Below are 19,652 nucleotides of genomic sequence, written 5' to 3'. Positions count from 1 at the left end.
ATTGTATGACTAAATATTGTAGTGGAGCCTAATTATGAAATCTTACCTAATTCCAATGACCTCAATCGCTCTTGTTTGTTCTGGTGCTGTGCTTGCTGATGAAAAGAGTGAACAGCAAATTGACATGTCGAGTCCAACCGAAGCATATACCGCACTCGGCGTGGGGTATGGCAACGAAGGAATGAACCTTAAAGCCATGTACATGTTGTCTGACCCGAATGCCGATCGTAAGTCGGGGTTCATTCTAGAGTTTAACGATGTATTCGACCAAGAAGGAGGGGCGCCTAAGTTTTCTGGTACAACGGTCATGGGGGGAATGGTGGTTCCTCAAATGAACGACAAAACGACTAATCGAAATTACCGTTTTCGTTATGGTTCGGTAAACACAACTAATGGTTTAGGACATATGGTCGATGCGGTCGTCAAAGATCACCCATTCTATGGTCAAACAGCAGTAGTACAAGCGGGTGCGGTGGCAACATTACCGATTGGTGATAACGCCTTTATCTGGCCAGTGTTGATGGCTGGAGGAGTAATTATGGAAGATAACACCAGTAAACTTGCTAGCTATGACCCGGGATTGGTTGCTGCCAATAACCTGAGCAGTAGCGGTATTGATTGGGCTTCTACCATCTACTCCGTCAAAGTATATGGGCGCTATAAGTTTAACGACACTTGGTGGATTTTAGGTGCATGGACTTATACCGATGCGTTTGGTGGTAAGAGCTGGGATGCTCCTGTTTCTGAGGGCGGTTTAGAACTCAGCCCGCAGCAAATTGAACTGACCCTAGGTTATCAGATCACCAATCGCCAAAATTTGCGTCTCAACTTCCATAGTTATTCGGAAAGTGGTTCATCTGACAAATTCTGGCTGGAGTATAACTACGCGTTTTAACTTTCGCAGACTTAATTCCACCACATGACCCCTAGGACTAGGGGTCACAAGGAGCAACCATGAAATTTCCGAGATTAATAACCTTACTTGCTGCTGTGGTATCGGTTACCGCCGAGGCAAAAATCGTTAGTGGCGTAGATGTACCAGACACTCTGGCGATTCAACAGACAGAACTACAGCTCAATGGGGCGGGGGTACGCAGTAAGTTCTTTATGGATTTGTACGTTGGATCGCTTTTCACCTCTTTGCCTTCTACCGAGGCCGCTTCTCTTATCAGAGGCGATCAACCTTCAGCAATACGGTTAAATATTACTTCTAGCATGATCACCAAGGAAAAGTTAGCTGATGCACTTAATGAAGGTTTTAACAATGCGACTGATGGGAATACCACACCAATAGATTCCAGTATTAATCAGTTTGTCGAAATGACCTTTGCAAATGATATATCAGAGGGTGACCAATTCACCTTAGTAAGTGCACCTGAAATAGGTATTTATAGCTACAAAAATGGTGAAATGCTTGTTTTAGTGGAAGGTGACGCGTTTCGCCGCGCACTATTATCGGTCTGGTTGGGTGACAAACCGACTGATAAATCATTGAAAAAAGCCATGCTATCTCAATAGGTTGTTGCATACTAAATCAATAAATAACAATAACTGACCCTATCTGCTGGGCAGGAGGTAAAAATGGAACAACGACAAGTTATTGAGGGTATAGATGTTCATATTGAAGGTGAGGGAGCGCATACCATTGTAATGATACATGGTTGGCCTGATACCTATCGTTTATGGGATCACCAAGTAGAGCGATTCAAGTCGCGCTACCGTTGTGTGAGATTTTCACTACCAGGATATGAGCATGGACAACCACGTCAGTATTATGACTTGAATACTATGTTGATGCTCTTCGACAGCATCATTGACAGAATCTCCGAAGGTAAACCGGTGACGCTACTTCTTCATGACTGGGGCTGCGTATTTGGCTATCAGTACGCGATGAGAAACCCTGAGAAGGTCGAACGTATTATTGGCGTAGATATTGGTGATGCAAGCTCTAAGGATTTGCAATTATCGGCAAAAGCTAAAGTTGTCCTGCTGGGGTATCAACTTTGGTTGATGCTTGCATGGAACTTGGGAGGAAAGCTTGGAGATTGGATGACACGTAAAATGGCGCATGTATTTGGGGCACCGGGTGAAGCATCACAGATTCATTCAGGAATGAATTATCCTTACCATTGGCGTTGGAGTTCTGCGTTTATGAGGCGCGAACTTGGTACGATTCCTTTGGATATTCAGGTGCCATTTTTGTTTATCTACGGGAGAGAGAAAGTAGGAATGTTTCATTCTAAGTCCTGGCAGAGAAAAATGGCGAATATCGAAGGAAATAAAGTGGTGGGATTGTCCACGCATCATTGGGTTATGGCCGAGCAACCTGAGACATTTAATCGCATAGTCGAGCAATGGCTTGCGGAATCGGATGCTTTATTGGCGCCATTAGATTTACAGACTTCGGCCTAGCGAACGATGTAAGCATCCAATTTTAATGAGTAAATCCCCCTGTCTTTAACGCCGCTGCTCTTGAGCTTCGCGGCGTTTTTTTCTTTTGAGTCTTATTTAAAGCTGTTGGCATTACCAGTGGAGATACAGAGATTATTGTCTACACTCAATAGACTTAACTTAATAAAAAATAAGGTTTATTGATGATAACTGCGTTGTACGGCTCTCTTCTTGCTTCTTTAATGATCTGGCTGTCATTTCAGGTAATCAAACAGCGAAGATCGAATCAGATCGCTTATGCCGATGGTGGTGTGGAAGCCTTGCAAATTGCGAGAAGCGCACAAGGGAATGCTGTCGACTATATTCCTATTACTCTAATGCTCATGGCTTTTGTGGAGTATAACGGAGCGCCCGCGATTTGGATTCATGTTATTGGGGTGAGCTTTGTTGTGGGACGCTGCCTTCACGCCTACGGGATACTTAACAAACGCTTCAAAGGTAGAGTTAGGGGAATGCAAATCACTATTTTTGCTATGGCAGGTCTTATTGTCTCAAACCTTGTGTATCTTCCTTTTGATAAGCTTTGGTAGTGCAGCGATTTTACTTTCTATTTCCCGGTGATAAGAGGCTAAAACCAGTAGAGTACTTAGCCTCAATCTCGGCAATTTTCTTTTTCATATCTTGAAGTTGCTGTTTGAGAGTAGTTGTCTCTCAAAAGCCTGCAGTATGTTGTTGTCGACTTTAAATACCGAATCCACTATAGCGTTTTCTTCATCTAAGTCTTGAGCAAGATCTAAGGTGATTAGCAATTTCAATCATTCATCACAGCGAATACTGTAAGTAGTAAAGTTATCTTCGACCGTATTGCCAAATCCCATACCCTGTTGGTTTCGATACCTGTTGTGTGACGAATCACGATTGTTGCCTACACTGAATAAAAACAGAGGGAGATAAAGATGACAAGAGCATTACTGCCGCCAGCTTGGATGATGGTCTCCATTGGTCTTATCCTTAATGTAATGGCTATTGTGCTTTCAAGCCAAGTGCTAGACAAAATGTCGAGCGATATTGCTCTGATTCAAGAGCGTAAAGAGACAAATCTGTATTCGATACAGCTCGCGTGGAACCAAGTGGAAACGCTTGAACGAAAGCGCGAAGCGCTACTACTGCATCTTGATGGCGATGATATCTATACAGATATAGCAGATATGTTGAGAGGGCAGCTATCTCAATGGGTCACAGTTCATGTTCCTCCTATTCATCGTAAACACCTCCCTGAATTAATGACTATCATCAATAGCGCGCAGGACACGCAGCGTGATTTGATTGATGAGCTTTATCTCGACAATTTAGGGCTGTCCGAAACGTTAGCAAGCGTCGAAGAAGACATGGTGTACTACAAAAACATCGCGGTATTTCTGCAAATTCTCGGGCTGGCATTGATTTTAGCTCGTGATCTTTCTCGCCGATCATTGCCGAATTGATATACTCTAAGGCATAACTTTTGCAATTTATGAAATAAATATGCTCACTCGTTCCGATGATCTGGAAATATTACTCTCTGTCGTAGATAGTGGCGGTTTTTCCGCTGCCGCAGAAGTGCTCGACATTCAAGTGGCGAAGGTGTCTCGCAGTGTTAGTAAGCTTGAGAGTCAACTTGGTGTCACGCTTTTAAACCGTACGACTCGCCGCATTGAGCTCACCGACGAAGGTCGTCAGTTTGTCGACGGAGTCCGTGAAGGGCTGCGTGTTCTGCAGCAGACCGAAGAGGAGATTATGGCTAAAGGTGAGCTGCCAAAAGGGCGATTGAGAGTCGATGCTGCAAGCCCATTTGTACTGCATCAACTGGTGCCACTTATCGCTGAGTTTAATAGAGAGTACCCAGATATTGAGCTTGAGCTGACCTCCAACGAGGGTTTTGTTGATTTACTTGAGAAGCGCACTGATGTTGCGATTCGTATAGGTAAATTAACCGACTCAACATTGCATGCCAAGCCGTTGGGAAAGAGTCTATTGTATCTCGTCGCGTCACCCGATTACCTTGCACGGCGTGGTTATCCCAAATCAGCTACTGACTTGAGCACTCATAGTTTGATTGGTTTTGTCGGAGCGAAAGTACTCAACCAATGGCCACTACCCGGCAACCCTACGATTCGGCCAAGTATGGTGTCGAGTAACGGTGAGACGGTGCGCCAGTTAACTCTGGCGGGTAATGGGATTGCGTGTATGTCGGGCTTTATGGTCAAACAAGATATTGAAGAAGGGCTTTTGGTACCACTTCTAGAGTCAGAAAAACTCACTACGACAGGTCGCGAGCAAGTCAACGCCGTCTATTACCGTTCGTCGTCGGTAGCGCGCCGCATTACGGCGTTTATTGAATTTATTCAGCCTAGACTATCGCTGTAGTCTTATCTCCCTTTTTGTTTTTTTGTCGCCGTGGCTTTTGCATTTTTGACAAAAGCCATTTGTGATTATTGCTCTCAATCTAGAGGTGACTCGTCGCTAGAATGTCCCCATTACGATATTGAGGGCATACGACATGATCTTTTCTCACTTCAACTACGGCAAACTTGAACTAAGCAATCGCATTGCGATGGCACCAATGACTCGTTCTCGCACCACTCAGCCAGGCGATGTGCCAAATGACATGATGGCGACTTACTATGCACAGCGTGCAAATGCGGGTCTTATCATCACAGAAGGTGCGCCCATCTCGGCTATTGGTCGTGGTTACTCTCTGACTCCGGGTATCTATACCCAAGCGCACATCGATGGCTGGAAAAAAATCACTAAAGCGATTCATGACCAAGGCAGTAAAGTATTCATTCAGCTTTGGCACGTGGGGCGTCGCAGCCATGAATCCATCACAGGTGAGCAGGTTTTGTCGGCATCGGCCATTAAAGAGGCTGACCAAGTATTTGGTCCGCTACCAGAAGGTGGCTTCGGTATGATTGAAACCGGCGAACCGCGCGCGATGACTGAGCAAGATATTCAGCAAACTATTGCTGATTATGTGCAAGCCGCGAAAAACGCTATCGAAGCAGGTTTTGATGGCATTGAAATTCATGCGGCGCACGGTTACCTGCTAGACCAGTTCATGCGACTTTCTAGCAACCAACGTACTGACCAATATGGTGGCTCTCAAGAAAACCGTATCCGTTTTCTTGTTGAGGTGATGCAAGCGGTAGTGAATGAAATCGGTGGTGACAAAGTCGCGGTTCGTGTTTCGCCGCACGTCATGGAAGGTTTTTCTGAAGAAGAACCAGAGATTGTGGAAGTGGTGAAAAAGGCACTTGTCGCGCTGGCTCCAATGAATCTTGCTTATGTGCATTTCTCTGAAAACATCTCGCGTTATGTTGAAGCACCAGAGTTATTCCGTAAAGAGGTACGTGACATTTACCCAAACCCAGTCATGATTGCAGGCAAGTTGACTAAAGAGAGTGCCATGGCACTGCTTGAAAACAATTACGCCGACCTTGTGGCGTTTGGCACACCGTATGTGACCAACCCAGATCTTGTGGCGCGTTTTAAAAACAACTGGCCACTTGCTGAGTTTGATGCCGATGCAAGGCTGAGTCTATATGGTGGTGATGAGAAGGGGTATATCGATTATCCCGAGTATCAATAAGCTAAGCTGCCTATAACTGAAAAGGCGAGCATTCATGATTGAATACTCGCCTTTGTTGTATTTATAACTGGCATTAGGAGTATCAGCCGTTCTTATATTCCCGACAAGTTTGTCTTTTAACCAATGACACTGAGACGCAGGTTCGAGTGACGGTATCACCACCTTCGTTTATTGATTGGATAAGGTTGTGAATAGCAACTTTGGCAATCCGTTTATGATCGGTACGTATGGTGGTTAGTGGTGGGGTAGACAGCTCGGCGATATCGACATCATCAAAACCCAGTACAGAGATATCGTCAGGTACACGTATGCCTTGGGTTCTCAGTGCTTCGATTAACGTCATCGCGACCATATCACAGATACAGAATATTGCCGTACAATCCGAAAACTCACCGTTTCTTATCATCTCTGGGACCCACTTATGTGCGCCAAAATCGGTACCTAAGTGTTTTACGTCTTCAGATAAATTGCCCGTTTCTAAAATGTACGGAGCTAGGTCAACAATGGCAGAGCCTGGGGAGGTAATCCCTCTGCTCCAAAGACTGCGTTTGAAACCTTCAGTTCGTTGATAGACGGTGGGTTTGATGTTGGCTGTGATGCATTTTATTTTCTTGTGCCCGAGCTCAAAAAGATAATCAGCTGCAAGTTGACCACCCAAGTAATAATCAGGAGTCACGCTGGGGAACTGCATTTTGGGGTCGTACCCATTGATGAGTAGAACAGGCAAGTGCGTTGCGCGTAACATAGTCAGCAGCTCTTCATCATCCATCCCCAGTACGATGATTGCTTGAGCTCGTGTGAGGACTTGCTCGGTATCAGTGATACTGAGCTGCGAACGAAATACCAGTTCGATGGTGATGTCTAAATCCATGCAATGATGTTTTAGATCTCGCAGTATCGATCCGAAGAAACTATGAGGTGAGTTTAGGTCTTGCTCGCCAAGAACCATTATCTTGCTGACAGGCATTGGGATATTGATCTTTGGTTGTCTGCGTCGATAACCATTGGCATGAAGAGCCTCACGAACCCGTTTTACCACATTATCACTGACCAGCTCACTTTGATTGATGACTCGAGAGACCGTGGCTTTCGATACGCCACACATATTAGCGATATCAGTCAGAGTAGTTTTGTTTCTTTTTGCCATGTTCTGCTTCTCTTATCGGCTACCTGTTCTCACTATTCGAATGAAAAATTCCAATTAGAATGAGTTAGTTACTTGCCAAAATTCGATCTTTTCCGAAGTACAAATAGTGTAACGCCTCCAAAACTTTGAAACAGAGCGAGAACACGAGGTTTTTACTGAAACAATTCATGAAACGTTTCAGTGGATCTCCTTGTTTCAAACTCACCGATAGTCACGGTTTATCGATAACGAAGTCACTAACCTAATAATCAAACCAATGAATCGATTAGGAAGTAGTGAATCATGAGTTCTTTATATGAAACGATGAGCCAAGATATTTTGGCGAGCATTGAGCGTAATGCGCCGCGCATTGGACTGCGCAATCCAATGGTGGGGATGAGCCCAACCGATTATCAATGGCGTTATCACAAAGACATTTTTTGGACCGATTCTTTTTGGACTGGGCAGTTATGGTTGGCTTACATGGTTTCCGGCGAAAGTAAGTATCGTAATTTAGCAAGAATGCGTTACGGCCATTTGGAGCGCATTCTGGCAACACCTATTCAAATGAACCATGACCTTGGATTTCAGTTTAGCTTGAGTGCTGTCGCGGATTACAAGTTAACAGGTAATAAAGAGTCACGAGCGTTGGCGCTGCGCGCTGCAGAAGCGCTGCGAAACCGTTTTAACTGGAATGGTAACTATTTAGTCGCGTGGACAGCGGGCTCTGAGGGCAAGGAGCACGCAGAGCAAATCCAGGGCAAGATTATTATTGATTGCATGGAAAACCTGCCGCTTCTTATGTGGGCGTATTCTGAGACTAACATTGAGTCATTTAAAACTGTCGCTATCGCTCAAGCAGAAACCACGATCCAACACATCATTCGTGACGACTGGAGCTCGTATCACACCTTCGATTTTGACACGACGACCAATGAGCCTATCCGCGGCTGCAATTATCAAGGCTACGCTGACGAATCTTGCTGGGCGAGAGGGCAGGCTTGGGCTATCCATGGCTTTGCTCAGTTGGCATTAATGTCGGGTGAAAAGCGCTATGCCGACATCAGTGCCAAGCTGCTTGATTTTGTTATGGAACATATTAGCGATGACTGTATCCCTATTTGGGACTACCGCTTGCCAGAGCATGAAGTACCTTACAAAGACAGTTCTGCCGGATCGGTGACGTCAGCAGGGGCGTTATTGCTTAGCCAAGTGTTGGAGAAATTCGGTGATGGTGAGCGAGCGCAGCAATACCATCAGTTTGGACTCAAGATGCTTGGTGCGCTCAGAGACGAGTGCGATCTCACTAATATTCCAGAAGCTCAAGGGCTACTCAATCAAGCGGCGTCGTTTGTTCATGTCGCGCATGATCTTGACCTCGATTATCTGGCCAACTCAATGTTGCCATACGGCGATTACTACTACTACGAAGCCGTATTGCGTGCTATGGGGCACACGAACTTTTTTTGGTGATAGTACAATCACTTACATCCAATAAGGAACATTATTATGAAATTTAAGAACCTAGCGACAGTGATTATGTCGACCCTACTGCTGGTATCAGCACCAAGCGTGATAGCCAAAACCTTTAAGCTGGCATCTAACGTACCAGCGGACAGTGCGACAGGTAAACTGCTGCAGGAGTTTGCTCAAAACGTCACCAAAGAGACAGATAAGCGCGTCAAAATTAAAGTCTTTGCCAATGGCACTTTAGGCGGACAAGCGCAATATCTGCAACAGATCCAAAGCGGTGTAGTGGATATGGGACTGGTTAATAGTGCGATGATGGAAAACATCGAGCCTAAGTTTGGCGTACTCAATCTGCCGTTCATCTTCCGTAGCTTTGATGAGTTCAAGCAGGTGATGAACAGTGATTTGGTGCAAAAGGATCTGTTCCAGACCACGAATTCGAAAGGTTTTGAAGTGGTTGGGTTTATGGATACTGGTCCACGCAGCATTTACTCAACCAAGCCTGTTGAAAGCGTCGAAGATATCAAAGGTCTTAAGCTAAGAAGCATGGCAAGCCCGACTTATATGGAGATGCTTAAGCTGATGGGGGCATCTCCAACGCCACTCGACTTTACGGAAATTTATTCAGCAATGCAGCAAGGCATGATTGATGGTGGTGAAGGTGGCCTTGGCACGCTTTGGGATATCAAGTTTGGTGAGTACGCGAAGTACGGTGTGCTAACGGAGCAAACTCGCATGGTTGATCTCATTGTCATCAATGAGAAGGCGCTGGGCAAGATGTCTGAGGAAGATGCTGCGACCGTCAAACGAATCATGCAAGCGACCAGTGATAAATCGCTAGAAGTCATCATGGCTGACGCACAAAAGTCTATGGATCTTGCCGAGAAGAATTTAGGGGTTAAGTTTGTCGAAATTGATAAACAGCCGCTGATCGATTCAATGAAGCCCATCTATGAAAGAGCTTTTGCAGACCCCGACAAAGGCCCATTCTTGAAAGAGATGTTTGAGCTTCAAGAGCGTTCTCTTTAACCCCCTGGGGTGGGGTCATTGTCAGCAATGGCTTCACTCCTTTTTCCTCTTTGCGCAATCTAGGAGTGTGTTATGCGTGAAAAGCTCATGAGATTAGACGATAACCCCAACGAATCTGCGCTGGCTCGATTTGAACGTGCTCTTTATCAAATGTGTCACCTCTGTGAAGTGGCGTTGTCAAAAACTGTCACTGTCATATTGGGCATCATGAGCGTTCTGATCATCTATCAGGTGTTTACCCGTTATGTGCTCAATGACCCAAGTGGGTTGTCACAGGAGATGCTGATCTACTTGATGATTTGGTTAAGCTTTATCGGTTCATCGATATGCTTTTCCAAAGGATTTCATTTAAGTCTGCCTATCATTTATGACGCGCTTTCTGAGCGTCATCAGAAATGGCTCACTATCTTTAGCGCGCTGTTAACCGTGCTGTTGGCGGCAATCATCATCTACGGTGGGTATAACGCGATGCAGAAGAACGCGGCGTTTACCTCTCCGATGTTGCAGATATCTATGTCGGTTCTGCAAAGCATTTTGGTGCTGTCTGGTGTGTTTTTTGTACTGATGCAGCTTAAAAGAGTGATTGAGCTGGTGGGGCTTGGACGCTCAACCGTGATCACCGCAGCGGTGATGATCTCCATTGGTATCCTTAGCTATTGGGTGTGGGGAGCTCTGCAGCAAACGCAGTGGTATGAGTATTTAGTTGATGAGCATTTAGAAGTGACCTCTACTATCTTGTTATTTAGTGCGTTTTTCTTTTTGTTGGCAATGAATATTCCCATTTCTGTAGGACTCGCCTTCTCTGGCTTGTGGGTATTGTCGCTGCAAATTGATGCCGATGTCTTGATGGTGACCGCGAGTGAAAAGTTGTTCGGTGGCCTAGAAAGCTTTGGGTTCTTGGCTCTGCCATTTTTCATCTTGGCAGGCAATATCATGAACCAAGGCGGGATTGCGAGACGCTTGATCGATTTAGCGATGTTGCTAGGCCGACGTATTCCGGGAAGCCTGTGGCAAGCGAATGTACTGTCTAACATGTTGTTTGGTTGTCTATCCAGTTCGGGCATCGCGGCTTCTACCGCTATTGGTGGCATTATTTCACCAATGGCGAAAGAGAAAGGCTATGACATGCCTATCTCAACTGCGATTAACGCCGCATCCGCGCCAACAGGGATGATGATACCTCCGACGGGGATATTCATTATCTACTCCATGATCACCGGTGGAAGTGCATCGATCGCCGCTATGTTCCTAGCAGGTTACTTACCTGGAATCATGATGGGGTTGTCTGTGATGATTGTGGCTTACTTTTATGCCAAAAAGCTCAAATACCCCGTCGACAATACGCAGTACCATTGGAAGCAGATAGCATTGACGGTATGGAAGACGTTACCAAGCCTTACGATGATTTTCGTTATTATCGGTGGTATTTTGTCTGGTGTATTCACCGCAATTGAAGCTGGTGGTATTGCCGTGCTGTATAGCCTGGTTCTGTCGTTTGCTTATCGCACCATGAGCTTGAAATCGCTGCCAAAGGTACTGTTTGATTCGGCGCTGACTTCTTCTGTGATTCTGTTCTTAATCGCTTGTTCCGGATTGATGAGCTGGAGCATGACGTTCGCGAGCATTCCTGATGCGATTGGTGAGATGCTCATCGGTGTGACTGAAAACAAACTGTTGCTGTTATTGCTGATGAACCTAACTTTGTTGGCTGTGGGTATCTTTATGGATATGGCACCCGCATTGTTGATATTTACCCCTATCTTCTACCCTGTCGCGATGATGTTAGGTATTGATCCGGTTCAGTTTGGCGTAGTAATTGTTTATAACCTCTGTATGGGATTAATTACACCGCCAGTGGGAACAGTACTGTTTGTTTCTTGCAGCGTCACGGGAGAAAAAATAACAAATATAATTAAACCTTTATTACCTATTTTTGCGCTGCAATTTATTGGATTGATGTTAATAACTTATTTTCCATTCTTTACCATGTATTTACCGCAGTTGTTCGGTGTCAATTGAACACAAGCTTATGAAGTAGTTAACTAAGGTACATTCAATATAGACTCAGGGTTAGCTTCGAGATGCTGTAATCAAATGTATAATTCCAAATAGCTAAGCAATGGTTCAAAGCACGATTCATTAATATTGGTAGAATGAAAGTATATGAACGTATTTGGATACCAAAAGCCCTCAAAGATTAAATGAGGGCTTTTTTAGCCTTTTTCTAAACAGGATAATTGTGATAACCCAACTGCTCAGAAATGGTCCTTCCGGCATTGTGTAGGAGAGTGATGTATTCTGCTTTCTTCTCTTCGTCGAAACGGATTATGGGGAAGGAGACAGAGACTGCAGCGATAGCATGGCCGAAACGGTCGTAAACAGGGACAGCGATGCAACGTAGTCCAGGCTCTTGCTCTTCGTTGTCTTCACCATAATGACATTCACGAACGGTGTTCAGCTCTTCAATCAGTTGCTCTGTGTTATCGTGGGTTTTGTCTGTGTGTTTGATGAATTCGACCGTGTCTAATATTACACGAACTTCTGCGTCAGGAAGGTGGGAAAGTAGCACTTTACCTATCGCTGTGCTGTAGAGTGGATTGCGGCGGCCTACCCGAGAATGCATACGTAAGTGATAGCTTGAATCTATTTTGTGTAAATAGATGATCGAACCATCGTCAATAGAACCCAAGTGAACCGTTTCATTAGTCACTTTATTAATCTCACGCATTTCTTTATCTGCAATATCAATAAGGTCGACAAACTCCAATGATTTCGAACCAAGTTCGAACATTTTAAGAGTAAGTGCGTACTTATCTGCTTCTCCTTCTTGAGAAACGTAACCGAGTGTTTTCATGGTTTGTAGGAAACGATAGGTCGTCGCTTTTGACATCATGAGTCTTTGTGATAGTTCTGAAACGCCAATTTCCTTTTGCTCGCCCAAGGCTTGCAGAATATTGAACACTTTGAGTACCGAGGACACGGCTTCTGGCTGCGTGGACTTATCCATCTATCTTCCTTTGATTTTCTGTTGTGGGCGCGATTATAGCTTTGCAACCTTACCATGTCAGTAATTTCAAAAAGGCTTTTCATAAAAATCAGAACCGAATAGTGAGATTGCCTTCACAAACTTGCATAAGTTAAAGATAAAAATGAAACGTCATTTCAAAAATAACTTTAATGCGATTCATTTTTTGTGTATGGTTAATTTAACAACAGTGAGAACTTTCTAAGGTTCATCCTCGAATACATCTATGAAGGAATAAAAAATGATTCTTGATTCATTCAAATTAGACGGGAAAGTCGCAATCGTAACTGGCTGTGATACTGGTTTGGGCCAAGGTATGGCATTGGGTCTTGCTAAAGCGGGTTGTGATATTGTCGGTGTGAATATTGTTGAGCCGACAGAAACGATCGAGCTTATCGAAGGGACCGGCCGAAAGTTCATCGATATTCGTGCTAACTTGATGAAGCTTGATGATATTCCGAACATTGTTGACCGTGCAGTTACCGAACTAGGTCGAATTGATCTCCTAGTGAACAACGCAGGTATTATCCGACGTAACGACGCTATCGATTTCTCAGAGCAAGACTGGGATGACGTGATGAACATCAATATCAAGTCGGTGTTTTTCATGTCTCAAGCGGTAGCCAAGCAGTTCATTGCTCAAGGCGAGGGCGGTAAGATTATCAATGTTGCCTCCATGCTTTCATTCCAAGGTGGCATACGTGTTCCATCATATACCGCTTCGAAAAGTGGCGTTATGGGTGTAACGCGTCTAATGGCAAATGAGTGGGCCAAAGAAGGCATCAATGTCAACGCAATTGCACCTGGCTATATGGCGACGAACAATACTGCGGCGCTACGTGCAGACGAAAAACGTAATGCAGAAATTCTAGAGCGCATTCCTGCAGACCGTTGGGGCACGCCAGAAGATCTTGCTGGTCCTTGTATATTCTTAGCTTCACAAGCATCGGACTATATTAATGGTTATACCATTGCAGTTGATGGTGGATGGCTGGCACGCTAACCGGAGACGATTAGGTGATGGACGCGTACATTGCTGGGCAGATTTTAGGGTTTGTAAGTTATGGTTTAGGTATTGCTACCTTTTACCAAAAAAACGATAAACGACTTAAAATTTTGATGCTGGCACTGAACGTTAATCACCTTATCCACTTTTTATTGTTAGGTTCGTTAACTTCTGCGTTAGCTGCTGCGCTTTCCGCGGTCAGAACAACAGCTGCCATTTACACAAACTCCAAAATTATCGCTCTGATTTTCATTGCGTTAAGTCTCCTCTTAGGTGGAATGATTGCCGAAGACTTATCGCAGCTTTGGCCAATAATAGGAGCGGCAATTGGTACGTATTCGCTGTTTATGCTTCAGGGCATTGCGATGCGAATCGGTTTTTTATTAGGCGCAATGTGCTGGTTAACAAACAACATTATGGTGGGTTCAATTGGCGGCGTCCTGCTCGAAGCTACGCTTCTATTAACCAATTTAATGACTATTTTTAGGTTAACTCGCGATGGTCAGCGCACGGCTCATGTTGTTTGAGCTGCAGCATGGTCAATGTATTGGTCGACGACACAGTTATTTAGTTTTAGGAAAATTCGCGGCTTATAAGGCCGTTGGGGAAAGAACATGAAAATTGCACTAATGATGGAAAACAGCCAAGCACCAAAAAATGCGATGGTTGCTTCTGAGCTAAACCTTGTTGCTGGCAATCTAGGCCACGATGTATTCAATGTCGGCATGACTGATGAAAACGATCACCACCTAACTTACATTCACCTTGGCATCATGGCGAGCATCCTACTGAACTCAAAAGCAGTAGACTTCATCGTGACTGGCTGTGGCACAGGCCAGGGCGCGATGATGGCAAGCAACCTTCACCCAGGAGTGATATGTGGTTACTGCCTAGAGCCATCTGATGCATTTCTTTTCAATCAAATTAACAACGGTAATGCGATTTCACTGGCGTTTGCGAAAGGCTTTGGCTGGGCCGGTGAACTGAATGTACGTTATATCTTTGAAAAGGCCTTCACTGGTAATCGCGGCGAAGGTTACCCTATTGAACGTGCAGAACCTCAACAGAAAAATGCTGCGATTTTGTCAGAAGTAAAAGCTGCAGTTTGCAAAGATGTTGTGGAGTCACTGAAGGCAATTGACCAAGAGTTGGTGAAAACGGCGGTCGGTAGTGCTCAGTTTCAGGAATGCTTTTTCTCCAACTGCCAAGAACCGGAACTGGCAGAATATGTGCGCACACTTATCGACTAATATATTGTGCATTGAAGTTTTAAAAGCCGACGTTTGGTCGGCTTTTTTGTACTGAGAAGCGGCTCATTGTTTATACAATAAACGCTTGTGGACATGTAAGAAGCGTTTTACTTTGGTATTTAACTTAAAGAACAATAACGAGTAATTTGATGCAATCTATTTATTCCCTTTCGGAGTTATTCCCAGCGGTCACAGTCCATTCCCTAGAGCAAGGTGATGGTTTTTCGGAACGCTCTCCAATGGAAGTAAACGATTCGCAAACTCCGCTCCGCTATCCTCATCGGCTCATTTCCGAGATATCCCACCCTGAACTACTTGAATTTCATCCGGAGCGAAGCAACGGTCACGCCATTCTCATTATTCCTGGTGGAGGCTATCAAATTGTATCGATTGATAATGAAGGCGTAGAGGTGGCAAAGTGCCTTAGCGAAATGGGTTATCATGCGTTCTGTTTAAATTATCGACTGCCTATAAAAAACAATGGCTCTGACATAGAAAAGCTTGCGCCCATCGTCGATGCAAGAGCAGCATTGACTTTGATTCGCCAGCTAGTCCCCATGGCAAGGGTAGGTATCATGGGCTTTTCCGCAGGTGGTCATTTAGCAGGATGGTTAAGTACCGATACGCGGTCTAACCGACCAGACTTCACTTGTTTAATGTATCCTGTGGTGTCGATGACCTCTGGTGTCACGCATCTGGGCTCTTATGAGAATGTCGTTAATGCCTTAAACGATTCGCAACAAATAAGTTTGTTGTCTATTGATGAACGTATTTCCCCAGACGTTGCCCCTATGCTCATTATGCACGCTAAAGACGATGATGTTGTTGTAGTCGAACATAGCCTTAAGCTGCACAATGCACTAGTAGCAGCATCTGTGTCTAGTGAACTCACATTATTTGAGCGAGGTGGGCATGGGTTTGGCGTCTATGTCCGAGAAGGAAGTGATGCCGACGATTGGCTACGACGTTTTGATGATTGGGTACGCAAGTTGGATTATTGTTAGTAATGGTCCACGAGAGCGATGGTTCAACCTAACGTTATTTCTACAAAGTAGCGTTATTCACACAAAGGTATCGTTGCACTAATACAGGTCACCAAATTCGCGTAAAAAAATGTAAAGTCGTCTCAAAGGCTATTGTGTGTTGCAACTTGGATAGGTATCTTCAGACTCAGAATTTTTAAGTGTTTTTTCTACTTACTTGAATGAGACGTTGTGATGCTCGCTAAAAGCGTATCTACAATCTGTAGCTTGCTCGCGATCCTGGTAGTACTCGTATTATCCAGTGGTGCTGTGCGTGCAGATGTCTCGTTACCGCAATCAACACTGAGCATGACGCAAGTCATGCATGTGAAGTTCTGCGGTATCACCTCCGATACATTGCAAACTGAGGACTCAGGCTGTTGTGAGCCTGGAGGAACCTGCTTCGAAAAGCAGTGTTGTTCCCATGGTCACGCATCAGGCTCTGCTTTAGTTGAGACGCCACAAGATTCTCGCCTTGCTCCGTATCGTTATGAACTCACACAAAGACTGGCTAGTCTTTATACGAGCGCAGATATGCACTCGCTCTACCGACCTCCCATCGCCTAGTTCCTGTCTTACAGCGCTTCGCTGTTAACAATTTTATTGCGTGATTACTCACGCGGACTTGTTGTGCGTGCAAATAGAGCTATTTGCACCATCCTGTGATGGGAATAAAAAATGAAAACTAAATCCAAAGCTTGTGGCAAGCTCAATGCCACGCCTCTGTGCTATCTCATTCGTTGTAGTAAATTAGGAGGTTGTGATGTCGTATAAACAGCTACCTATTTTACTGTTTGTCTCAGTGTGCCTTATTTGGGGAACGACGTGGTTTGCAATGGAAGTGGCCGTTGAGACTATTCCACCAATTTTCGCAACGGGCATGCGTTTTCTCATCGCTGCGCCTCTATTGGTGATGCTGGCGAAATACCTAAAACAACCGTTATTCTTTCCTAAAGGAAAGCGAGCGTGGATGTATGTGGTCGCAATTTTCTACTTCGCGATTCCGTTTACGTTGATGATATTTGGCGAGCAATATATTTCCTCTGGGTTGGCTTCGATTATCTTCGCCAACATGCCAATTGCGGTGATGGTTATGTCGAGCCTGTTTCTTGGTTTACGCCTGCGAAAAGTTCAAATCGCAGGACTGCTAGTTGCGGTGTTAAGCCTCATTCTGATTCTGGCGACAGAGATGAAATTGGGAGGCAAAAACTACTTGGTTGGCTTTGCTGCCCTAGGGGGGGCGGTAGCGATTCATGCAGTTATGTATGTGTTTGTGGAACGGTTTTGCAAAGGCACGCCAGTGCTGACCTATAATGCGGTACCAAGCTTTCTTGCGTCATTGTTTTTGTTGTTCACTTCTTGGGTGATTGAGCAACCAGACATAAGCCTGTTCACATTGGACTCGATGACAGCGGTGTTGTACCTAGGGGTATTTGCCAGTGTCGGCGGCATTGTGGCGTATTTCAAATTAGGCCAGGTGTCTACGCCGTTTACTGCTTCGATCTGTTTTCTGTTCTTTCCGCTTATCGCATTGAGTATTTCTACATGGATTGCTGGGAACTCGATCTCGTTAGTATCTGTGGGTCTACTTTTACCTTTGCTTGGCGGGATTTTTGTCACCAAAGCCGAACCTGAGTTTTGGTTAAAGTATCAGCGAACAAGGCCGAAACCAAAGTTGTGTGAGATGTGTATGAAGGAAATGATGGACTAAGTTTCACTTACGTTTAGCAAAAAAAAGCCGCCCAGAGAAGACTCTGCGCGGCTTTCTGTTGAGTTCAATGATTAGCTGGCAATTTGCGCTTTTTTCGTTGAACCAGATTTAGATGCGTTAACCAATAGGATTCCCACAGTCAGTACCATTGAACCGCAAAGTAGGAACAATAGGCGTCCTGTTGGTTCATTTGGAATTAGAGCCATAGCAAGGATACCGAAACCAGCCACACTGATAAGTTTACCTAGCATTGAACGCTGTTTAGTATCTAGATTTTGCTGCTCTTCACCTTCTGCAACAATCGGGGTATTCCAGTTGGTAAATAACTGTTCTACTTCTTTCTCACGCTCAGGCGATAGTCCTCGGTAGAATTTAGTCGTTAGGATGAAGAAGCCACCAGTGAACACAACGTGTGCTGCTAAGCTCAATCCAACTTTAAGATCTCCCCACTCACGACCTGTTAGAGCTTGCTCCAAACCGAACAGGTGCTCAATGTCTTCTGCTTGTAGTGAGATACCGAAGATGTAAGAAACGAAACCACCGACGATAAGTGTTGCCCAACCAGCCCAATCTGGCGTTTTGCGAATCCACATACCAAGTAGCACCGGGATAAGCATTGGGAAGCCGATAAGCGCTCCAACGTTCAATACGATGTCGAATAAGCTCAGGTGACGCAACGAGTTAATAAACAAACCGATACCGATGATGATAAAGCCCATCATGATAGTGGTAAGTTTACTTACTATAACTAGCTCTTTTTGAGACGCGTGAGGGCGAACAATAGGGCTGTAGAAGTTCATCACAAAGATACCAGCATTACGGTTTAGACCAGAGTCCATCGAAGACATAGTCGCCGCGAACATAGCTGACATAAGTAGACCCACCATGCCTGCTGGCATTACGTTCTGCACAAATGCTAGGTATGCCGCGTCACCGCCTACTGAACCATATTGCTCAGCAAAGTCAGGCATAAATGCTGCTACGTACCATGGTGGTAGGAACCAAATTAGTGGGCCAACGACCATTAGGATACAGGCTAGACCAGCCGCTTTACGCGCGTTCTCACTGTCTTTAGCACATAGGTAACGGTAAGCGTTGATGCTGTTGTTCATAACACCGAACTGTTTAACGAAGATGAACACTACCCAAAGGATAAAGATGCTCACGTAGTTCAGGTTATTACCCATCATGAAGTCGCCTTGGAAATTATCTACGATATTTCCTAGACCACCACCGTGGAAGTACGCTGCAACTGCACAGGTGATTGTCACAGCCATGATGACCAACATCTGCATGAAGTCAGACGCTACGACCGCCCATGAACCACCTGTTACTGCCATTAGCATCAGTACTAGACCAGTAACAACGATTGTTGCTTCCATTGGGATGTTGAATACAGCTGCCACGAAGATTGCTAGACCGTTCAACCAAATACCGGCTGAGATCAAGCTGTCTGGCATACCAGCCCAAGTGAAGAACTGCTCTGAAGTTTTACCGAAGCGTTGACGAATCGCTTCAATTGCCGTTACTACTCGTAACTGACGGAATTTTGGTGCGAAGTAGAGGTAGTTCATGAAGTAGCCAAATGCATTGGCTAAGAATAGGATTACAACAACGAAACCGTCGTTGAACGCGCGTCCTGCGGCACCTGTAAACGTCCATGCTGAAAACTGTGTCATGAAAGCGGTAGCACCTACCATCCACCATAACATCTTACCGCCACCTCTAAAGTAATCACTGGTCGACGTGGTGAATTTACGGAACATCCAACCGATAGCGATCAGGAAAAAGAAGTAGGCGAGTACTACAAGAGTATCAATAGTCATGTTTCAGCCTTATATCATTCATACTGACGATTATAGTAAATAATCCTCTTGTAGTTTTGTATTACAATAAGCTTAAAGTGTGATGGGAGACGCATCTTTATTTTGTGTGGAAAACGATACATAAATCCTCACAAATTAACTCTAATACAAATCAACGAGTTATGAACG

19 protein-coding genes are annotated in these 19,652 nt (G+C 44.8%); 16 read left to right on the top strand and 3 right to left on the bottom strand.

Annotated features, from left to right (window positions below):
* Positions 1-34: 34 nt before the first annotated feature.
* From JKJ11_RS22710 to JKJ11_RS22680, 7 genes are all read left to right on the top strand, one after another.
* Positions 35-895 (top strand): hypothetical protein, encoded by an 861-nt coding sequence (locus JKJ11_RS22710; RefSeq protein WP_006069842.1) that lies wholly within the window; start codon positions 35-37, stop codon positions 893-895.
* A 59-nt stretch (positions 896-954) separates the two neighbouring features.
* Complete coding sequence (locus tag JKJ11_RS22705; protein WP_252039281.1) at positions 955-1,518, top strand: chalcone isomerase family protein; 564 nt, start codon at positions 955-957, stop codon at positions 1,516-1,518.
* 63 nt (positions 1,519-1,581) lie between these two features.
* Positions 1,582-2,412, top strand: coding sequence for an alpha/beta fold hydrolase (locus JKJ11_RS22700; RefSeq protein WP_252039279.1), 831 nt, complete (start codon positions 1,582-1,584; stop codon positions 2,410-2,412).
* A 182-nt stretch (positions 2,413-2,594) separates the two neighbouring features.
* Positions 2,595-2,981 carry an MAPEG family protein gene (locus JKJ11_RS22695; protein ID WP_031493941.1) on the top strand — a complete coding sequence of 129 codons (387 nt, stop codon included), beginning with the start codon at positions 2,595-2,597 and terminating at the stop codon, positions 2,979-2,981.
* A gap of 366 nt (positions 2,982-3,347) precedes the next feature.
* On the top strand, positions 3,348-3,875 hold the full coding sequence (locus JKJ11_RS22690) for a DNA mismatch repair protein (protein WP_124941534.1): 528 nt from the start codon (positions 3,348-3,350) through the stop codon (positions 3,873-3,875).
* A 40-nt stretch (positions 3,876-3,915) separates the two neighbouring features.
* Positions 3,916-4,797 carry a LysR family transcriptional regulator gene (locus JKJ11_RS22685; RefSeq protein WP_252039278.1) on the top strand — a complete coding sequence of 294 codons (882 nt, stop codon included), beginning with the start codon at positions 3,916-3,918 and terminating at the stop codon, positions 4,795-4,797.
* 133 nt (positions 4,798-4,930) lie between these two features.
* Positions 4,931-6,019, top strand: coding sequence for an alkene reductase (locus JKJ11_RS22680; RefSeq protein WP_252039277.1), 1,089 nt, complete (start codon positions 4,931-4,933; stop codon positions 6,017-6,019).
* Between the two features lie 82 nt (positions 6,020-6,101).
* Here JKJ11_RS22680 and JKJ11_RS22675 read toward each other — a convergent pair whose 3' ends face one another.
* Positions 6,102-7,166 (bottom strand): LacI family DNA-binding transcriptional regulator, encoded by a 1,065-nt coding sequence (locus tag JKJ11_RS22675; RefSeq protein ID WP_252039276.1) that lies wholly within the window; start codon positions 7,164-7,166, stop codon positions 6,102-6,104.
* A gap of 282 nt (positions 7,167-7,448) precedes the next feature.
* Here JKJ11_RS22675 and JKJ11_RS22670 point away from each other — a divergent pair, with 282 nt between their 5' ends.
* The 3 genes from JKJ11_RS22670 (at position 7,449) to JKJ11_RS22660 (ending at position 11,663) form a co-directional block, all read left to right on the top strand.
* On the top strand, positions 7,449-8,618 hold the full coding sequence (locus tag JKJ11_RS22670) for a glycoside hydrolase family 88 protein (RefSeq protein ID WP_252039275.1): 1,170 nt from the start codon (positions 7,449-7,451) through the stop codon (positions 8,616-8,618).
* A 36-nt stretch (positions 8,619-8,654) separates the two neighbouring features.
* On the top strand, positions 8,655-9,644 hold the full coding sequence (gene dctP, locus JKJ11_RS22665) for a TRAP transporter substrate-binding protein DctP (protein WP_252039274.1): 990 nt from the start codon (positions 8,655-8,657) through the stop codon (positions 9,642-9,644).
* Positions 9,645-9,716: 72 nt separating this feature from the next.
* The gene (locus JKJ11_RS22660) at positions 9,717-11,663 is read left to right on the top strand and encodes a TRAP transporter large permease (RefSeq protein WP_252039272.1); all 1,947 of its coding nucleotides are present in this window, start codon (positions 9,717-9,719) and stop codon (positions 11,661-11,663) included.
* 205 nt (positions 11,664-11,868) lie between these two features.
* On the opposite strand, the gene kdgR is transcribed toward JKJ11_RS22660, so the two are convergent.
* Positions 11,869-12,651: a DNA-binding transcriptional regulator KdgR gene (gene kdgR, locus JKJ11_RS22655; RefSeq protein ID WP_006069853.1), complete on the bottom strand. Its 783-nt coding sequence runs from the start codon at positions 12,649-12,651 to the stop codon at positions 11,869-11,871.
* Between the two features lie 259 nt (positions 12,652-12,910).
* Between kdgR and kduD the strand changes: the two genes are divergently transcribed.
* From kduD to JKJ11_RS22625, 6 genes are all read left to right on the top strand, one after another.
* Entirely contained in the window at positions 12,911-13,672 is a 762-nt protein-coding gene (kduD, locus tag JKJ11_RS22650; RefSeq protein ID WP_252039271.1) for a 2-dehydro-3-deoxy-D-gluconate 5-dehydrogenase KduD, read from the top strand.
* A gap of 17 nt (positions 13,673-13,689) precedes the next feature.
* Complete coding sequence (locus JKJ11_RS22645) at positions 13,690-14,202, top strand: YgjV family protein (RefSeq protein WP_252039269.1); 513 nt, start codon at positions 13,690-13,692, stop codon at positions 14,200-14,202.
* 87 nt (positions 14,203-14,289) lie between these two features.
* Positions 14,290-14,925 carry an RpiB/LacA/LacB family sugar-phosphate isomerase gene (locus JKJ11_RS22640; RefSeq protein WP_124941522.1) on the top strand — a complete coding sequence of 212 codons (636 nt, stop codon included), beginning with the start codon at positions 14,290-14,292 and terminating at the stop codon, positions 14,923-14,925.
* Between the two features lie 149 nt (positions 14,926-15,074).
* A complete protein-coding gene (locus JKJ11_RS22635; protein ID WP_252039267.1) occupies positions 15,075-15,929 on the top strand; it encodes an alpha/beta hydrolase in 855 nt (284 codons plus the stop codon).
* 213 nt (positions 15,930-16,142) lie between these two features.
* A complete protein-coding gene (locus JKJ11_RS22630) occupies positions 16,143-16,514 on the top strand; it encodes a hypothetical protein (RefSeq protein WP_252039266.1) in 372 nt (123 codons plus the stop codon).
* 196 nt (positions 16,515-16,710) lie between these two features.
* Positions 16,711-17,658, top strand: coding sequence for a DMT family transporter (locus tag JKJ11_RS22625; RefSeq protein ID WP_252039264.1), 948 nt, complete (start codon positions 16,711-16,713; stop codon positions 17,656-17,658).
* A gap of 71 nt (positions 17,659-17,729) precedes the next feature.
* On the opposite strand, the gene JKJ11_RS22620 is transcribed toward JKJ11_RS22625, so the two are convergent.
* Complete coding sequence (locus JKJ11_RS22620; RefSeq protein WP_006069860.1) at positions 17,730-19,484, bottom strand: sodium:solute symporter family transporter; 1,755 nt, start codon at positions 19,482-19,484, stop codon at positions 17,730-17,732.
* Between the last annotated feature and the right edge of the window lie 168 nt (positions 19,485-19,652).

This window comes from Vibrio sp. SCSIO 43133 (assembly GCF_023716845.1).
GTDB lineage: Bacteria > Pseudomonadota > Gammaproteobacteria > Enterobacterales > Vibrionaceae > Vibrio > Vibrio mediterranei.
Note: the sequence above shows the minus strand (reverse complement) of the source record. Positions and strands in the feature narration are given on the sequence as shown.